Genomic DNA, 15,784 nt, shown 5'->3' on the forward strand with positions numbered 1-15,784 from the left:
CTACGCGCGGGCCCCCGCCTGGGCGCCGGCCGCGGGGATGGTCGACAGGACCTCGCGGTAGAGAACGTCCATTTCCCGGGCGACGTCGTCGACGGTCCGCTTGGCGCGCGAGCCGTCCGCGAGCCTGGCCAGCTTCCGGCGATCCGACGCGGCCTCGACGATGGCGGCGGTCCATGCCGCAATGTCGTGCGAGGCCATCAGCCAGCCGTCGACGCCCGGACGGACGCGCTCGGCGATGCCGCCGATATCGGCTCCCATGATCGGCAATCCCAGCGCCTGGGCCTCGTGGACCACGATCGGACCCGTCTCCATCGATCGCGACGGCACGGCAAGAACGTGCAGGCTGCGCAGGAAGTCCGGCACCAGGTGGTGGTCGAGATGGCCGACCAGCTCGATCCGGGCATCGGCACCCGCCTGCCGCGCAAGGCGCCGGGCATAGCGCTCGTCGGTGCCGCTCCCGGCGATGCGCAGACGGACAGGCACGTCCTTGGGAACGCCGGCCATCGCACTGACCAGGACGTCGGGGCCCTTGTATTCCTCCAGCCGGCCGATGAAGCCGATGGTCACGCTCCCGTCGCGCCGGACATCGACGCGCGGCGCCCCCGTGAACACGTCGCTCGCGACCTGCCTCGACAGCACGATCTTGCCGCGATCGATGCCGTTGCGCGCGAGCGCGTCGCTCACCCAGTCGCTGGGCGCCACGATCCTCGCGGACAGGTCGTCCATGCGGTGAAGCTCGTCGGCCATCTGCACGACACGCTGCCTCAGGGACAAAGTCGACGCGACCTTGGGCCAGCGCGACAGCAGGCGATTGCGGCGCATGTCCCAATTCGGGAACTGCCCGATGGCCCAAGCGGCGGGCCCGGGCAATCCGCGGGCAAGCGCGTAGCACTCCGCGCAACGCCGGTCGTCGATCAGGCCGTCACAAGGCGTCCTTCCGTTCAGCATCATGGTGCCGCGCAGGCAGAGAACGGACGGGACATGGACCGTCACGACGCAGGGGATTCCGAGAGCCGCCGCCTGCTCCAGATGCGCGAGGCCCGCCCCCGTCGTCCAGGAATGGAGGTGGAACAGGTCGGGCCGGGCCTCGAGCACGAGGTGCTGGAACCGCGTGAGCGGCCGCGCCCCCGGGCTTCTCGACGGCACGAGCTCGTCGGTAAAGCTCAGCGGATAGCGCACGACGGGAACGCCCTGCCAAACGTAGGCGGCGGCCACGGGCGCCGATGCACAGACCGAGCTCGCAACACCGTACTTCCTGAGGCCCTCGGCCAGGTCCCGAACGTAGACTTCCGTTCCCCCTGTCGTGGCTGGAAAATAGAAACCTGCGCAGTGGAGAACCCTCAGTTCCTCGCCCGCGGCGCGCGCGGGCAATCCGACCGAATTCATCCGAGTCGCGGCCGAATCGACAGCAGGCGTTCGGTGGCGACCACGCCGATCGACCTGTAGGCCGCATCGACGCTGGACCGGACCGGCGGCCGGAATTCCGGGTGGATCCGCCGGATCCAGGCCACGACATCCCGCGCCTCGACGGGACTGGTCCTCGCCAGCGTGCGGACGTGCGGCCAGATCGTCCGCAAGGCTGCCTGCTTGCGCCGCTCCGTGAGATCACCCCTACTCTCGAGCATCGACAGTATCTTGCGGAAGAGCGAGATGAACGTCCAATTGGCAATATCGCGTGTCAGTCCCCCGGTCCGCTGAAGGCGCTCCTGCCCGTGGTGCCGATGGACGAAGCCGGGCTTGCGGTAGACGGCGAGGCTCGGTTCGCGCAGCGCCACTTCCAGGATGAACAGCCGGTCGTCCTTGAGGGCGAATTCCTGGCGGTGGGGAATGTCGCGGATGAACGCGCGGCGGAACAGAAAGGCCGAATAATGCGAGGCCCAGCACTCTCCGAGCTGCTGGGCGATGAAGTCGTCGCAGTCGACCCAGTCGTGGCCGACCGTTTCGCCGGTCGACTGCTCGTAGTCGCAATAGCCCGCCACCACGACGTCCGCCCCCGTCCGGCGCGCGAGGTCGAGCTGCTCGACATTGGCGTCGGGCGTCAGCCAGTCGTCAGAATCGAGGAACCTGACATACTCGCCCTGGGCGATCGCCATCGCCCTCTGGACCGCCCAGTCCTTTCCCCAGTTCTCGGTACGCACCGCAACGATTCCACGCTGTTGCCCGAGCCACTCCCAGGTCCCATCGGTGCTGCCGTCGTCGATCACGACGATCTCGACGGCGCAACCGTCCGTACGGCACGAATCGATGGTCTGAGGCAGCGACCACAGACGATTATAGGTCGGGATGATGACGGAAATGTCGGTCATGCGTTGCGAGCATGCTCCGGGACCTGGGCCCTGTGGTCGAGCCACCGCATGACGGGTGGAACGATGTACTTCACCATCAGCGCCCACACGATGAAGTACATGACCAGGGCGCCCAGCAGCTTGGGAATCGATATCTCCATGCCCGTACTGGCCGTCATGTAGGCCAGGCCCATGACGATTCCCTCGCGCAGCAGCCAGGGAAGGTTGCTCTGCATGAAGTACTTGGCGATGATCGCGAAGATGAAGCCGAGAACGGCAATGCCCGCCAGCATGCCGGGAAAGCCGAGATCGACGAAATTCTCGGCCATGTAGCCCACGCTGATCGACGTGCCGGTCCGGACCTGCTCCATGGGATCGGCGCGCGTGAGACGCATGAAGACTTCCGAATCGGACAGGGGCGGCTTGTCGGGGAACAGGAAGCGCGGCTGCAGCACGTGGGAGAGCGCATCCCGCCACTGGCGCATCTGGGTCGGCTCCGGACTCACCTCGGAGACGCCGATGACCTGGGCGAAGATGTCGATGTAGGCGAACCGAAGCAGGAGCATGTAGGCGGTATCGCCCCACTTCATGTCGCCGATGTTCAGCGCCTTGTCGCCGAGATAGGACATTCGCTCGCCCAGCGGGACCCTGATCGCCTGGGTCATCTCGTCGGAACCGGTCACATAGTCGCGATACTCGGCCTTCACGGAGGTCCAGAACAGGGCGAGCGTCAGCAGAACGGTAATCCAGACCACGCCGGCGATACTGGCCGTTACCGTCCAGCGAATCCGCGCCGCGAGGGCGGCGATGGCGATGAACACGAAGACGGCGCGGAAATCGGACAGGAAGCCGGTGAAGCCGACCAGGATCTCGAAGAAGACGGCCACGAGCAGGATCTTGACGCCCTTGCCGGTGGTGAACGTGTAACCGCACAAGAGGAAGAGCGCGACCGCCTTCACCTGGCTGGCGGCAACCAATGGCTGGTCGAGCCCCGGCACGAACCGGCCCATGAACGTGCACGCCGCCGAGGCCACGATGCTGCCGAGGTAGAGGTACAGGAGGTCCATCTGCCGCCAGCGCTCGTGGGCCTCCCACTGGCTCAGCGTCGGCAAGCGAATGCTTTGCAGCACCAGCCGGAAGACGACGGCGAAGGTGAGCAGCGAGAACAGCGAATACCAATAGGCGCGCATGACGTTGGGCGCGTACAGGCCGAGGCTCATCGACTCGCCGTCGACGAAGGACTGGAGGGCACGGGCGAAGACCTGCGCCCACTGCCACAGCAGGAAGAACACGATCCCCTTGGGCATCGTGAGCCGGTTGACGAGCGACAGAAGGATGACCGGCGCGCAGGCGCCGGCACCGTAGGAGACGGGGTCCGGCGTCAGCGGCGCGACAAGCAGGTTGATGCCGCCGAAGAACAGCATCCATTTCCGCAGCAGCCCGATGTCGAGATGCGTCTCCGGACGCCCCGTCATTGCCACGGAAGCCGTCATGGTGAGGTCACCGACACGCACATGCCTACCGACAGGTCCTTCCTTCGTCTTCCGTCCCGCTTCGGATCATCGACGGTCTACTTGTCACATGCCGCAGCCACGCTCGGCGCCAGGAGGGATGCGAACTTCGCCGACCCGGCCGGCGAGAAATGGCCCTCGTCGATGAAGTCCGACGGCTTGAACTCCCCGACCGGAATATCGACGTAGACATCGCCCAGCAAGCCTGCCTCGCGCTTCAGCTGCCCGTTGAGCCGCCGGATCAGGGGCCAGGTCGCTTCATCCGGGATGAAGGGACTCCATTCTTCGAGGGCAGCGGCCAGGTGGTCCACGTTCATCACCTGGCCGACCCAGAGAGTCTTGATGCCGCGCTGCCGGTTGATCGCCGAGATGGAATCGACGTTCCGGAGGAAGAGCGCCTCGAGACGGGGATCGGGCTGGCTGCTTCTCCTGCCCGACAGCGGTGCCGACCGTACGGTGTCGAAGGCGACCTGGACGAACCGCGACAGCAGCTTCAGCAAGGGAGAGATCGAAAGGGACGGCACATCCAGCCTGCGCCCCATGAAGGCATCGATCTGGTTGCTCATGTGGTTCGTGAATCCGCCGTCGAGCAACTCGTCGTGGGAAAGGGACAGGTCGTTCCAGCCGACATAGTACACGGCACAATGGGGCATGACCCCGAATGTGTCCGGGTAGAATGCCGTCTGGATCAGGTGTTCGGCGGTCGTGTATCCCGCCACGCCGTGGTTCACCACGGCATACCGGTTCGGTCCCAGGGCCTGCTCCAGACGATCGCCCCAGCTCTCCCCATCGGGCACCGAGAAATCCAGGGTCGTCGAGCCGCCGAACAGGGCGACGACCCGCTTCTTCTCGAGCTCCGCCTTGGTCCACTCGCGTCCCCTCTGGTGCTGCGAGTTGATGAAGACGGAGAACTTCTTCCTCTCGTCCTCCGGCGTCGGTTCGGGACGGACCTGCAGCAGGGGATGCCAGCCGTAGATCGGCCGCTCGTAGTTGTTGGGAAACAGCGTCGGCGACGGCGTGAGGCCGATCCGGTAGAGCAGCGCCGAACCGAACCCGAGGCCGATCTCGACCGCGGCCAGCGACAGCAGCACGGTCGCGCCCACGGTCCAGCGGGCCAGCACCAGCGCCGCTACGATGAGGCCGATCAGGTAGACGAAGTACCAGCTCCGCGGCGTCCCCCAGGACAGTCCGCGGGGGGCGCCCATCTCGAAGCCGGTCCGGGCGATCAGGGCCGCAGCGACGCCCAGAACGACGACCGCCAGCACGATCGCCGTCACGAGCACGAGCATGCGCTCGAAGCGGAACGGCCGAACGCACCCGAAATGCTCGAGAACCCAACGTTTCACCACACCTCCCTCAGGTGGACTTCTGTCCGGCCCGTGTCGCGGGTCCGAGGGTGGATGCCGCGACGACGATGCCCTCCGCCGCCTTGGCGGGCGAGTACAGGGTCATCTTGGCGGCAAGGTGGCGGCGCCGGCGGTCGGGGTCGATCGACAGCACCCGCTCGATGGCCGAGGCGAGGGCCGCGACGTCCCCGAGCGGAAAGGTCGCTCCGGTCGCACCCTCGTCGATCAGGTCCGGCCCGCAGCCCACGGCATCCGAAACGACGGCCGGCGTCCCGCACGCCATGGCTTCGTTCACGACGAGGCCCCATGTCTCGCGCCCGTCGGACGGCAGGACCAGCATGTCGGCGCCGGCATAGACCGCGGGAAGCCCGCTCTGGTTGACGAAGCCCAGGAAGCTCGCCGGCACCCGGGCCTCGGCCGCCATCTCGCGCAGCGCCGGCTCGAGCTCGCCCGACCCGGCAAACGCGACCTCGAGCGACGGCATCTGCAGCCGGGCGACGGCCTGCACGAGGTCGGCCGGTCGCTTTCGGGGCAGGAGCTTGCCGGCGAACAGGATGCGGCGGCGGGCCGGCCTTCCCTCTTCCCCGGCGCGCGCCGCGGCGGCGCCGGCCGCGAACGCGTCGTTGTCGACGCAGTGGGGCGAGAAGTACATGCGCCCGTCCGGCACCCCGTAGTGGCGCAGATACTGGCGGTGCCTCTCGCCCACATAGAGGTAGCCGTCGAAGCGGCGCAGCATGTGCGGGAAGAGCACCGACTTCGCCAGGCGCAGCGCGATCCGGCGCTCGGTGCGAAGCTGCGAGTCCCCGCGGACGAACACGGGCACGCCCAGCCTGCGGCAGGCGCGTTGCGCCTGCCAGTAGCTCCTGAGCGCCCAGCCCGGCACGACGAAGGCGTCGAAGCGTCCGGCGGCGATCTCCTCGGCGATCCCCGGCGTGTCGCAGCCGGCGTATTCGTCCGTGGACGGGTGGCGGGCGACGTTTGTCAGGAACCGGCTGTCGTAGCCCGACAGGATGTCGACATCCCAGTCGAACGCCACGTCGAATCCCGCGCGTGCCTGCTGCTCGGCCGTCTGCCGGTGCGCAAAGAAGACCGTGAGCTCGCAGCGCGTCGCGAGCTCACGGAAGATCGGCGCGTAGTACTGGATGGGATGACTGACCAGGAAGCCGATTCGAACCATCTCACGCGGTCCCCGCGGCAGCCCGCGCCATCGCGCGGTCGAGCGCCTCGGCGAGAGCGCGCGCCGAGCCGCGGGCCGTCAGTTCCTCGAAGCCGAGGGAACCGGCCTGAGCGCCGACGCGGCGACCGCCTTCGATGAACCGGCGCAGCGCGGCCGCGACGTCCTCCGCCGCCGGCAACGATGCCTCCGTCACGGTCAGGACGTCGCCCGCCCCGCTCGAGCGAATCATGTCCACTGCCGTGCTGTCACGATGCAGCATGGCGAAGACCGGTCGACCGGACAGCATCGCCTGGAAGACCTTCGAGGGCGTGTAGTGAGGCTCGGTCGACCCCAGCACCAGCACGGCATCGCTCCTGGTCAGGTGGGTCAGGGTGTCGACATAGCCGATCCGCTGCGGATGCTCGTCCACCATGTCCTCGACGCCGAGGTCGCGCGCCCGCGGCAGCACCCGGTGGCCCGCGGGATCGTCGGGCGCACGGCCCGTGCCGACGAAGTGCACCCTGAGGCGGGCCGCGAGCGCGGGCGCGGCGGCCTTGAGCGCCCGCAGTCCGGCAAGGAAGGCTTCGAGGACCGACACGCCCGCCGGCAGCAGGGCGCCGGCATAGATCATGTGGAAGCGATCGTCGGACGCAGGGAACAGGAAAGGCGCGCGGTCGAGGCTGCGCACCAGTTCGTAGTCTTCGGGCGCGCTTCCCATCGGCATGAAGGCGATCTCGGCGGTCCTCGCGACCTCGGGATTGCGCTCCAGCATGCCGGCGACATAGCCCGGCGCCATGCCCGTGATCAGCGCGGCACCGGTCACCGACCACGGTTCCAGCAGCGTCGCCAGACGATAGGAGGCCCAGGCGCGGCTGAACGGCACGTCGACGCCGGGCCAGCGGTTCACCCAGGGGTCCTGGTAGTCGATGCCGAACGGAATCCCGTAGCGCCGGTGGATCAGGCGTCCGACCGGTGCCAGGAAGTTGGAGGGAATGCTCACCAGGACGAAGTCGATCTCGTGCCCGGCCGCCAGCGTCGCAAGGACCCGGTAGCAGCCCCGGAAGGCGCGCACGCCGATGTCGCCGACCAGGCGCACCGGTCGCGTCGGCAGGGTCGGCGCATGGATGACCCGCAGCCCCGGCGCGACCAGGCCCTCGAGGTCGGGATCGGGACGTTCCTCGTAACGCGCCGGATCCCCCGTCACGACGATCGGCTCCCAGCCGAATTCCGGCAGGTAGCGCGACCACAGCCTGACCCGATGCGCCCCGACGAGGTTGCTCGGGGGAAAGTGGCCGCTCACCAGGGCGATCTTCCTCATCGCCTTCCGGCGAGCGCGCGGCGCGCCTGCTCGTAGAGATCGTAGTAGCGGGACACGACCACGGCCGGCGCGTACTCCTGCTCCGCCCGGCGGCGGCAGCTCGCGCGGTCGATCGTGCCCAGCCTGGCGACGGCGTCGCAGCCTTCCTCGATCGAGGTGATGAGGAAGCCGTCGACTCCCTGGCGCACGATCTCCGGCAGCGAGCCGCGGGGACAGGAGATGATCGGCGTGCCGCAGGCCAGCGCCTCGGCGAAGACGATGCCGAACGGCTCGTCCCATTGGATCGGCACGACCATGGCACGGGCCTCGCCCAGCACCTTGTTCTTCTGCACGTCGTCGACCGGCCCGACATACTCGATGCCGTCGCGCCCGATCCACGGCTCGATCAGCTCGCGCCAGTACCGCCCCTCCTCGCCCGTCTCGGCATGGTTCCCGGCGATCACCAGGCGATGGCCGGTGCGCCGCGCGATCTCGATCGCCCAGTGCGCCCCCTTGATGCTCTCGACCCGGCTGAGAAAGCAGAGCGGCGCGTCGGGCGCGACCGAGGGGCTGAACCGCAGCGAGTCGACCTCGAAGAAATTCGGGATGCCGCGCCAGTCGCCGCCGGCGCGCCGGCCGCAGGCGGCGATGTAGTCGCTGCAACCCGTGAAGCGCAGGACCTCCGGCGCGGCGAGCCTCACGGCCGTGCGTACCGTGCGCAACGTCGGATCGCGCTGGAACGTCATGACGATCGGGACCGAGCCCCGCAGCAGCGGCGTCAGATAGGCGAGGCGGGAGAAGCTGTGGATGACCTGCGGCTTGAACGCGCGCACGGCCCGCCACAGCGCCGCGGCATTGCGCAGCGTGTCGGATCGCGAGAGCGAGCTGGCGCCGGGCCAGGCGTAGAAGGAATCGGCCGGGCACTCCGAGCCCGGCTTGGCGACCAGCCCGACCTGGTGGCCGCGCTCCCGCAGGTTGCGAACCAGACCATCGACGATGCGTTCGATGCCCCCGTAGAGCCGCGGCGGCACCTCGATCTCGGGGTCGGCGGTGAGCAGGATCCGCATCAGCGTCGCGCCTCCATGTAGAGCGAGTAGGTCCGGTGCTGCTCGCGGTCGATCGGCCCGCCGGGGAAGTCCCCTTCGCGCCACCCGACGCGGCGGACGTCGCCGAAGCCCGCCTTCTCGAGCGTGAGGCGCAGGTACTCGGCGTCGAAGCCACCATAGTGCTCGCCGTCCTGGACGAACACGTGGTTGAGGGCCTCCGCCTTTGTCTTGAACAGCGATTCCGACAGGACTCCATCGCGGCCGCCCGCGCCGGCCCAGCCGTCGGCCAGATAGTCCTCGACGTACAGGCGGATGTCCGGGACGACGACGCGAAGGACGCCGCCCGGCTCCAGGCACCGACGGCACTCGGCGAGCAGGCGCGGCCGCTCCACGGTCGGTTCGAGGTGCTCGAGGTAGTGCTCGATGTGGATGCCCCGTGCCGAGCGGTCGGCCAGCGGGAGCCGTCGCCGGCAGTCGACCCGCAGGGTGACGCCGGGCGACGCGAAGAGGTCGAGGTTCACCCAGCCGTCCTGGCCGAACGGACCGCAGCCGATGTTGACGAGGAGGCCGGTGCGGTGCCGCAGGTCCCGCTGACGCGATCGTCGGCCCGGCAGGATCGCGTTGGCGACGCGCACCCAGCAGGCATTCGCCTCCGTGCGCAGGGTGCGGAACACCCAGGGATTGACCGGCAGTCGCGGGATCAGCCATCCGCCGAACTGCTGCTTCAGGGTGCTCATGCCGCGGCTCTCGCGTCGTCGAAGGCCTGCCCGACCGCGCGCAGCAGCGCGCCCTTCTCGACTTCCCAGTTGTAGCGCTCCCGCCCGAGGCGCCAGGCCGCCGCGGACGCCGCCTCGCGCGCTTCCGGCGCCGCCAGCTCCTCGAGGACCCGGGCCATCGTCGCCGGATCGTCGAGCGGCGCAAGTCGGGCCGCCTCTCCCAGCGCCGGCGCCAGCGCGCACTGCGCCGGCGTGGTGCTGAGCAGCACCGGCACCCCGGCCAGGAGGTAGGTGAAGATCTTGTTGGTCAGGCAGAGCCGGCGGTTCTCGCTGACGTCTGTCTCCAGCGACAGGCCGAGATCGTAGGACGCCGACAGCGTCACCATCTCGGCCGGCGGCGCCACCGGCAGCAGGGTGACGCGGCCCTCCACCCCCAGCTCGCGGGCAAGCTCGAGCAGCCGGTCGCCATGGCCCCAGCGGTTGCTGCCGCGAACGTCCAGCGTCACGGGGACCCGAGCCTGCGCCATGGCCCGGACGAACGACTGCAGGCCGCGATCGAGCCCGATCGTCTGCGAGAACCAGTAGGCGCGCAGCGGGCCGCCGCCGGCAGACGGCCGTCGTTCGGCCGCTGCCATGTTGAGCGGAAAGACGTTGAGCACGGTGGTCGCCGTCACCCCGTAGCGCGACGCATAGGCATCGGCGATCAGCGGCGCCGCCGCCGTCACATGCCGGCACGAAGGCAGCAGCACCTTCTCGATCGCCCGCACCATGGTCATCGCCTGCTGCGTCCCCTCGCCGGCATGGTAGTCCTCGGCGTCGAACCCGAGCATGGCGCCCCGCCGGCGCGCCGCGCCGGCGGCCGCGACCAGGCCGGCCATGTAATGGCCGATGTAGAGGTCCGCCGGCACGCCGACGGCCGCCCGACGGAGACCGACGACCGGCCCGCCATAGGCCTGCGCCGCGAGGGCGACAGGCACGCCGGCGCCCGCTGCCGCCAGCAGCGCCGCGAACCGGCCGGCCACGAACCGCGTCGGCCCGTCGAGCGGCGGCCGCGCCACCCGCACCACCGACCAGGGCACGCGTGCAGCGATATCGTCGTCGAAGGAACGCAGAGCGTCGGTGTAGTCGCACACCACGGCGGTGACCGTGTAGCCGGCCTCGTGCAGCGCATCCGCCTCCTTCAGGAGGCGCGGGTTGGACGCGAGATTGCCGGGACTGACGATGCAGATCGAGCGGGGCATCGGAAATGGGTCAGATGATGTCCGCGAACGACCGCTCGGTGCGGCGGAAGGTGTGGATGGCGAACACCAGCATGCCGACGATGACGACCAGGCTGATGAGGAAGCCCGGCCAGTAGATCGGGCTGTCGCCGCCGAGGATGCACCAGCGGAAGCCGTCGATGACCCCGACCATGGGATTGATGCTGTAGAGAAGCTGCCATTCCGGCGGCACGATCTGGCTGGAGAAGCCGACCGGCGACACGTACAGGCCGATCTGGGTGACGAACGGGATGATGAAGCGGAAGTCGCGGTATTTCACGATGATGCCGGCCGCCCACACCGCCGGACCGATGCCGGCCAGCAGCGCCATCAGCACGAACAGCGGCAGAAACACGATCTGCCAGCCCGGATAGGCGCCGTACCACAGGATCAGCCCGGCGAGGATCACCAGGCTGACGAAGAAGTCGATCAGCGCGACGACGACCGTCGACAGCGGCACGATCATCCGCGGGAAGTAGACCTTGCTGATGAGGTTGCCGTTGCTGACGACGCTCGACGACGCCTCGTTCAGGATCGACGCGAACAGCGTCCATGGCAGCAGGGCGGAGAACACCATGACGGCATAGGGCGCCGTCCCCTCGGTCGGCAGCTTGGCGAGCTTGCCGAACACCACCGTGAACACGACCATGGTCATGAACGGCCGCACGAAGGCCCAGACCAGGCCGATCACGGTCTGCTTGTAGCGCACCGCGACGTCGCGCCAGGCGAGGATGAAGAACAGCTCGCGGTAGCGCCAGATATCGAGCCAGTACTGGCGATCGGCGCGTCCGGCCTCCAGAACGAGGTAGTGGGAGGAATCCCGGTCCGTGGTACTCATGGCATGTCCCTCATGCGACGCGGCCGGGCGACGAGGCCGGCGAGCAGCCGGCCGGCGGTCGCCGCAAAGTGCGGCCGTCTATACGGTTCGATGGCGGCCGGGTCGACCCGTCCCCTGTCGAGCATGGCCAGCACCGCCTCGACGAGGGCCTGACGGTCCCGGGGGTCGACCAGCAGCCCGACCCGCTCGTCCGGCACCGCATCGCGGCTGCCGCCACCCGCGCCGCCGACGACGCGCAGGCCGCAGGCCGCCGCCTCGAGGTAGACGACCCCGAATCCCTCTTCGGCGCTCGGCATGACATAGAGGTCGGCCAGCCGGTACAGGTCGGGCAGCTCGGCGTCGCTGACGTAGCCGAGGAAGCGGACGGCGTCCGCCTCGCCGGCAAGCTCCGCCGCGCGACGCTCCAGCCGGGCGCGGTCGTCGCCCTCGCCCGCCACCAGGTACACCAGGCCCGGATGACGGGCTCTCAGTGCCGGCAGGGCCGAGAAGACCAGCTCATGGCCCTTGTAGCGCTCGCTTGCCGCCAGGCGGCCGACGGTGAGGAGCAGCGGTCCCGTGCCCACCTTCAGCCGGTCCCGCAGGGCCGCCGGGGGCGGCCCCGGCGAGAAGCGATCGTCGACCGTGTTGGGCAGCACCCGGACGCGCTCGGGCGCCAGATCGACCCATTCGAGGAGACGCTGCCGCGTGGCGCGGCTCACCGTGGTCACCATGTCGGCGCTCTCGATGGCACGGCGGATAGAGTCGCGCCGATCGCTCCAGATGTCGATGCCATGCGCCTGCAGCCAGCATCGCGCGCCCGTCAGGCGCCCGACCAGGATCGCGAGGGGCGCCATGAACACATGGCCGCAGAAGACGATGTCGACCGGGCGGCTGCGCCAGGCCTCCGACAGTGCCGCCAGGGCGAACCGCAGCCGGCCGAGGATCGCCGGCCGCTGGGCCACGCCTGCCGGCAGGGCCTCGCGCGTCGCATCGCCGATGCGCGGCAGGACCAGGATCTGCGCCCCGGTCCCCGCCAGAGCGCCGAGCAGGTCGCGATTGTAGCGGGCGATGCCGCCACGCGCGCCGTAGCCGTCGGTGACGAGAGCGAGAATGCGCACGGTCATGGACGTCTCAGGCCGTCACCGGACCCATCCAGCCGTGCTGCCAGACCCGATGGGCCCATCGCCGCGAGGCGGCGGAGAAGTCGGTGGTTGCCGGCAGTGGGCCGCCGGCCACCGAGTCCAGCCAGCGCCCGACCGGCGTCACGAAGCCGGTCTTGCGCCTGTTGCGGACGGCCGGCGGCAGCGCCGGGCTCGGCACTCCCCCCACCGAGGCCTTGGCATCGATGCGCGCCAGCACCTCGCCCGGCGGCAAGGCCGCCAGGAAGAAGGGATCGACATAGGGCACGCGGATCTCCAGCGAGTGCGCCATGCCTGCCCAGTCGGCGTCGCGCAGCAACTGGTTGCGCATGTACAGGGTCGACTCGAGGGCCGCCACCCGGTCGAAATCGCCGAGCGCCCGGCCCGCCCGCAACTCGGAGGCGATGTGACTGAGCGGCGCGAGACGCCGCAACCCTTCGCGCAGCATCTCCGGGTCGAGCAGCGTCTCGAGCTCCCACGGCATGTAGATGCTCCGCCGCAGCAGATAGGCGCCGGCCCAGCTGCCGCCATACTCGAGCACGCCCGGCGTCTTGGGGTGCATGGCCACGCCGGCCCCACGGGCCGCCGAGAGCGTCCAGCGCGCCGCCTCGCCCAGGCCCGGAATCCACGACAGCGGCCGCAGCCAGTGGACGCTGCGCGGCACATCGGTGAAGGACGGATAGCCGCCGAAGCACTCGTCGGCACCGAGCCCGCTCAGCGCCACCTTGATGCCCGCCTCGTGCGCCGCCTTGGCGACGAACCAGGTGTTGATTCCGTCGATGGTCGGCAGGTCCATGGCATCGAGGATGGCGGGCAGGTCGCGCTCGAACTCGGCGCGGTCGACGGTGCGGACGACATGACGGGCGCCATACTGACGGGCGACCTCGGCGGCCAGCGGCGCCTCGTCGACGGGAAGGTCCTTGAACTCCGCGAAGGACAGGGTGACGGCCGTCACCGGTCCCGCGCCCAGCTCGGCCATGGTGCCGAGCAGCGCTCCCGAATCGAGCCCCGCGGACAGGAAGACCGCTACCGGCACGTCGGCCACGAGATGGTGGCGGACGGAGTCGCGGAGGGCATCGGCCAGCCGCCGTCTCGCCGCGTCCTCCCCGCCCCGCCCCTCGGCGTCGGCGGCGCGGTCCGCCAGCGCGCCGGCAACGTCGTAGTAGCTCTGCGGCGTCCCCGGTCCCGCGGCATCGACCGTCAGCGTCGTGCCGGCCGGCAGCGCCCGGATGCCGCGCCATACTGTGAAGGGCTCGGGCACGCTGCCGAACAGATGGAATCCCACGATGCCGGCCGGATCGGGCTCGCGATCGATCGCGCCTCCGGCCAGAAGCGCCTTCGCCTGGGACGCGAAACGCAGCGTCCATCCGTCGTCCGCCCAGTAGAGCGGCTTGATGCCGAGCGGATCGCGGGCGAGGAACAGCGACCTCTTCTCGGCATCCCAGATCGCGAAGGCGAACATCCCGCGCAGCCGTCCGACCATGTCGGCGCCGGCGTCCGCGTAGAGTTCGAGCAGAACCTCCGTGTCCGACTGGGTGCGGAACCGCCGCCCGCTTGCCTCGAGCTCGGCGCGCAGTTCGCGGTAGTTGTAGATCTCGCCGTTGAAGGTGATGGTGAAGCGGCCGCAGCCGCTGTGCATGGGCTGCGCGCCATTGGCGCTGAGATCGATGATCGCCAGCCGGCGGTGGGCGAAGCCGATGCGCCTGTCGGCGTCGAACCAGAATCCATCGCCGTCAGGCCCACGCGGGGCCATGCGCTCGTTGATCCTGGCCAGCTCGCCGGCGTCGACGGGGGGCGCGACGCCGAGATAGGCGTGGATACCGGCTATGCCGCACACGGGACCGCTCCGTCGAATCGGGTCACCGCGCGCCCGTGCCGCGGAAGACCACGGCAAAGGTCCGCAGGACGATCATCAGGTCGAGCCACAGCGAGCAATGCTTCAGGTAGTAGAGATCGTATTCCAGCTTCGAGCGCATCTCGTCGTGATCATGCGCGTAGCCCTGGTTGATCTGCGCCCACCCCGTCACGCCGGGCCGCACGATGCTGCGCAGCGCGAAGTACTCGATCTCTCGCACATATCCGCGCTCCAGCGATTCCGCCTCCGGCCGCGGCCCGACCCAGCTCATGTCGCCGCGCAGGACATTGACGAGCTGCGGCAGCTCGTCGAGGCGGCAGCGGCGCAGGAAATGGCCGACCCGGGTGATCCGCGGATCGACCGTGGTGGTGAAGCTCGGGCCGCCGGCGCCGTGGAACATGGTGCGGAATTTGACCATGCGGAACGGCTGTCCGCGCCGGCCGATGCGCGTCTGCATGAAGAAGACAGGTCCCGGACTGTCGAAGCGCACGACGGCCGCCACGCCCAGCAGCAGCGGCAGGAGAAGCGGCAGCAGCAGGATCGTGAACAGGAGCTCGATGCCGCGCCGGACGAGCAGGTACTGGCGGGACGGCAGCAGGGCGCCGAACTCGTTCGGCGTCAGGCCGCCCAGCGGCGTGCGACCGGTCAGGGTCTCGACGATGTAGCGGCGGTCCAGCACCGGGACACCGGCGATCGCCGCATCGGCGAGGGCCGACAGCCGTCCGGGCCCGAGCTCGGCGGAAAGATCCGCCACGATGGCGTCGACCCGCAGGCCGCGGGCGCGAACGTCGTCGAAATCGAGCCAGCGGCAGGTCGCCAGCTCGGGCATCTCGTGGATCGTGCTGCGCGGCATCACGGCATAGGTACGGACGAGAAATCGGGCCCGCAGATGGGTCACGCTCGCCATCCAGAACAGCGTGAGAATGCCCGATCCGATGAACTGGACACGGGAATAGTCGGCGCGCACCAGCAGGAGCAGCGCCGCGATCAGCCCGTAGGTCAGGATCGCCACCGGCGCGACGTAACCCATGTTGCCGCGCAGGGAACCGCGCGGAAAGGCGTCCAGCCTGCGCCCGCAATACCAGACCACCGAGTAGGCCACGGCGGTGGCGATGATCGTGAACTCCGTGCCGGCCATCTCGTGCTCGAACGGCCGGCCCGTCGCGTAAAGCGGAATCGGGAGAATGACGCAGAAGAGGAAGCCGACCGCGGCCTCGATCCAGATCTCGAGAAAGCGCTGGGGTGCCGATCGCAGACCGCGTCCCCGCGACGGCGACGAGTCCGCTGCTGCGGCGACAGAGCCGCGCGCCATCGATCTGTCCACGTCCAGCATGGTTCCTCGCCGGCCCCCCAAGGG

Annotated in this window: 13 protein-coding genes; all 13 read right to left on the reverse strand. The window is 69.3% G+C overall.

Features of this window, described 5'->3' with window-relative positions; genetic code table 11:
* The 13 genes from ACO073_RS17730 to ACO073_RS17790 all read right to left on the reverse strand — a co-directional run bounded on the left by ACO073_RS17730 (position 1) and on the right by ACO073_RS17790 (position 15,739).
* Positions 1–1,386 carry a glycosyltransferase gene (locus tag ACO073_RS17730; protein ID WP_421999005.1) on the reverse strand — a complete coding sequence of 462 codons (1,386 nt, stop codon included), beginning with the start codon at positions 1,384–1,386 and terminating at the stop codon, positions 1–3.
* Positions 1,383–2,306, reverse strand: coding sequence for a glycosyltransferase family 2 protein (locus tag ACO073_RS17735; RefSeq protein WP_421999006.1), 924 nt, complete (start codon positions 2,304–2,306; stop codon positions 1,383–1,385). Before ACO073_RS17735 ends, ACO073_RS17730 begins: the two co-directional genes overlap by 4 nt.
* Entirely contained in the window at positions 2,303–3,760 is a 1,458-nt protein-coding gene (locus ACO073_RS17740) for a hypothetical protein (protein ID WP_421999007.1), read from the reverse strand. The genes ACO073_RS17735 and ACO073_RS17740 overlap by 4 nt, the downstream gene beginning before the upstream one ends.
* A gap of 95 nt (positions 3,761–3,855) precedes the next feature.
* Positions 3,856–5,142 carry an SGNH/GDSL hydrolase family protein gene (locus tag ACO073_RS17745; RefSeq protein ID WP_421999008.1) on the reverse strand — a complete coding sequence of 429 codons (1,287 nt, stop codon included), beginning with the start codon at positions 5,140–5,142 and terminating at the stop codon, positions 3,856–3,858.
* Between the two features lie 10 nt (positions 5,143–5,152).
* Positions 5,153–6,319, reverse strand: a complete 1,167-nt coding sequence (locus tag ACO073_RS17750) for a glycosyltransferase family 4 protein (protein WP_421999009.1) — start codon at positions 6,317–6,319, stop codon at positions 5,153–5,155.
* Between the two features lies 1 nt (position 6,320).
* Positions 6,321–7,616 carry a hypothetical protein gene (locus ACO073_RS17755; protein WP_421999010.1) on the reverse strand — a complete coding sequence of 432 codons (1,296 nt, stop codon included), beginning with the start codon at positions 7,614–7,616 and terminating at the stop codon, positions 6,321–6,323.
* On the reverse strand, positions 7,613–8,662 hold the full coding sequence (locus tag ACO073_RS17760) for a glycosyltransferase (protein WP_421999011.1): 1,050 nt from the start codon (positions 8,660–8,662) through the stop codon (positions 7,613–7,615). Before ACO073_RS17760 ends, ACO073_RS17755 begins: the two co-directional genes overlap by 4 nt.
* A complete protein-coding gene (locus ACO073_RS17765) occupies positions 8,662–9,378 on the reverse strand; it encodes a class I SAM-dependent methyltransferase (protein WP_421999012.1) in 717 nt (238 codons plus the stop codon). The genes ACO073_RS17760 and ACO073_RS17765 overlap by 1 nt, the downstream gene beginning before the upstream one ends.
* A complete protein-coding gene (locus ACO073_RS17770; RefSeq protein ID WP_421999013.1) occupies positions 9,375–10,598 on the reverse strand; it encodes a hypothetical protein in 1,224 nt (407 codons plus the stop codon). Before ACO073_RS17770 ends, ACO073_RS17765 begins: the two co-directional genes overlap by 4 nt.
* A gap of 10 nt (positions 10,599–10,608) precedes the next feature.
* Entirely contained in the window at positions 10,609–11,454 is an 846-nt protein-coding gene (locus tag ACO073_RS17775; protein WP_421999014.1) for an ABC transporter permease, read from the reverse strand.
* Complete coding sequence (locus tag ACO073_RS17780) at positions 11,451–12,557, reverse strand: glycosyltransferase family 4 protein (protein ID WP_421999015.1); 1,107 nt, start codon at positions 12,555–12,557, stop codon at positions 11,451–11,453. The genes ACO073_RS17775 and ACO073_RS17780 overlap by 4 nt, the downstream gene beginning before the upstream one ends.
* Before the next feature lie 7 nt (positions 12,558–12,564).
* A complete protein-coding gene (gene asnB, locus ACO073_RS17785) occupies positions 12,565–14,409 on the reverse strand; it encodes an asparagine synthase (glutamine-hydrolyzing) (protein WP_421999016.1) in 1,845 nt (614 codons plus the stop codon).
* 22 nt (positions 14,410–14,431) lie between these two features.
* On the reverse strand, positions 14,432–15,739 hold the full coding sequence (locus ACO073_RS17790) for a sugar transferase (RefSeq protein ID WP_421999017.1): 1,308 nt from the start codon (positions 15,737–15,739) through the stop codon (positions 14,432–14,434).
* Positions 15,740–15,784: the final 45 nt, after the last annotated feature.

The organism is Reyranella sp. (assembly GCF_965229815.1).
In the GTDB taxonomy this organism is placed as follows: Bacteria; Pseudomonadota; Alphaproteobacteria; order Reyranellales; family Reyranellaceae; genus Reyranella.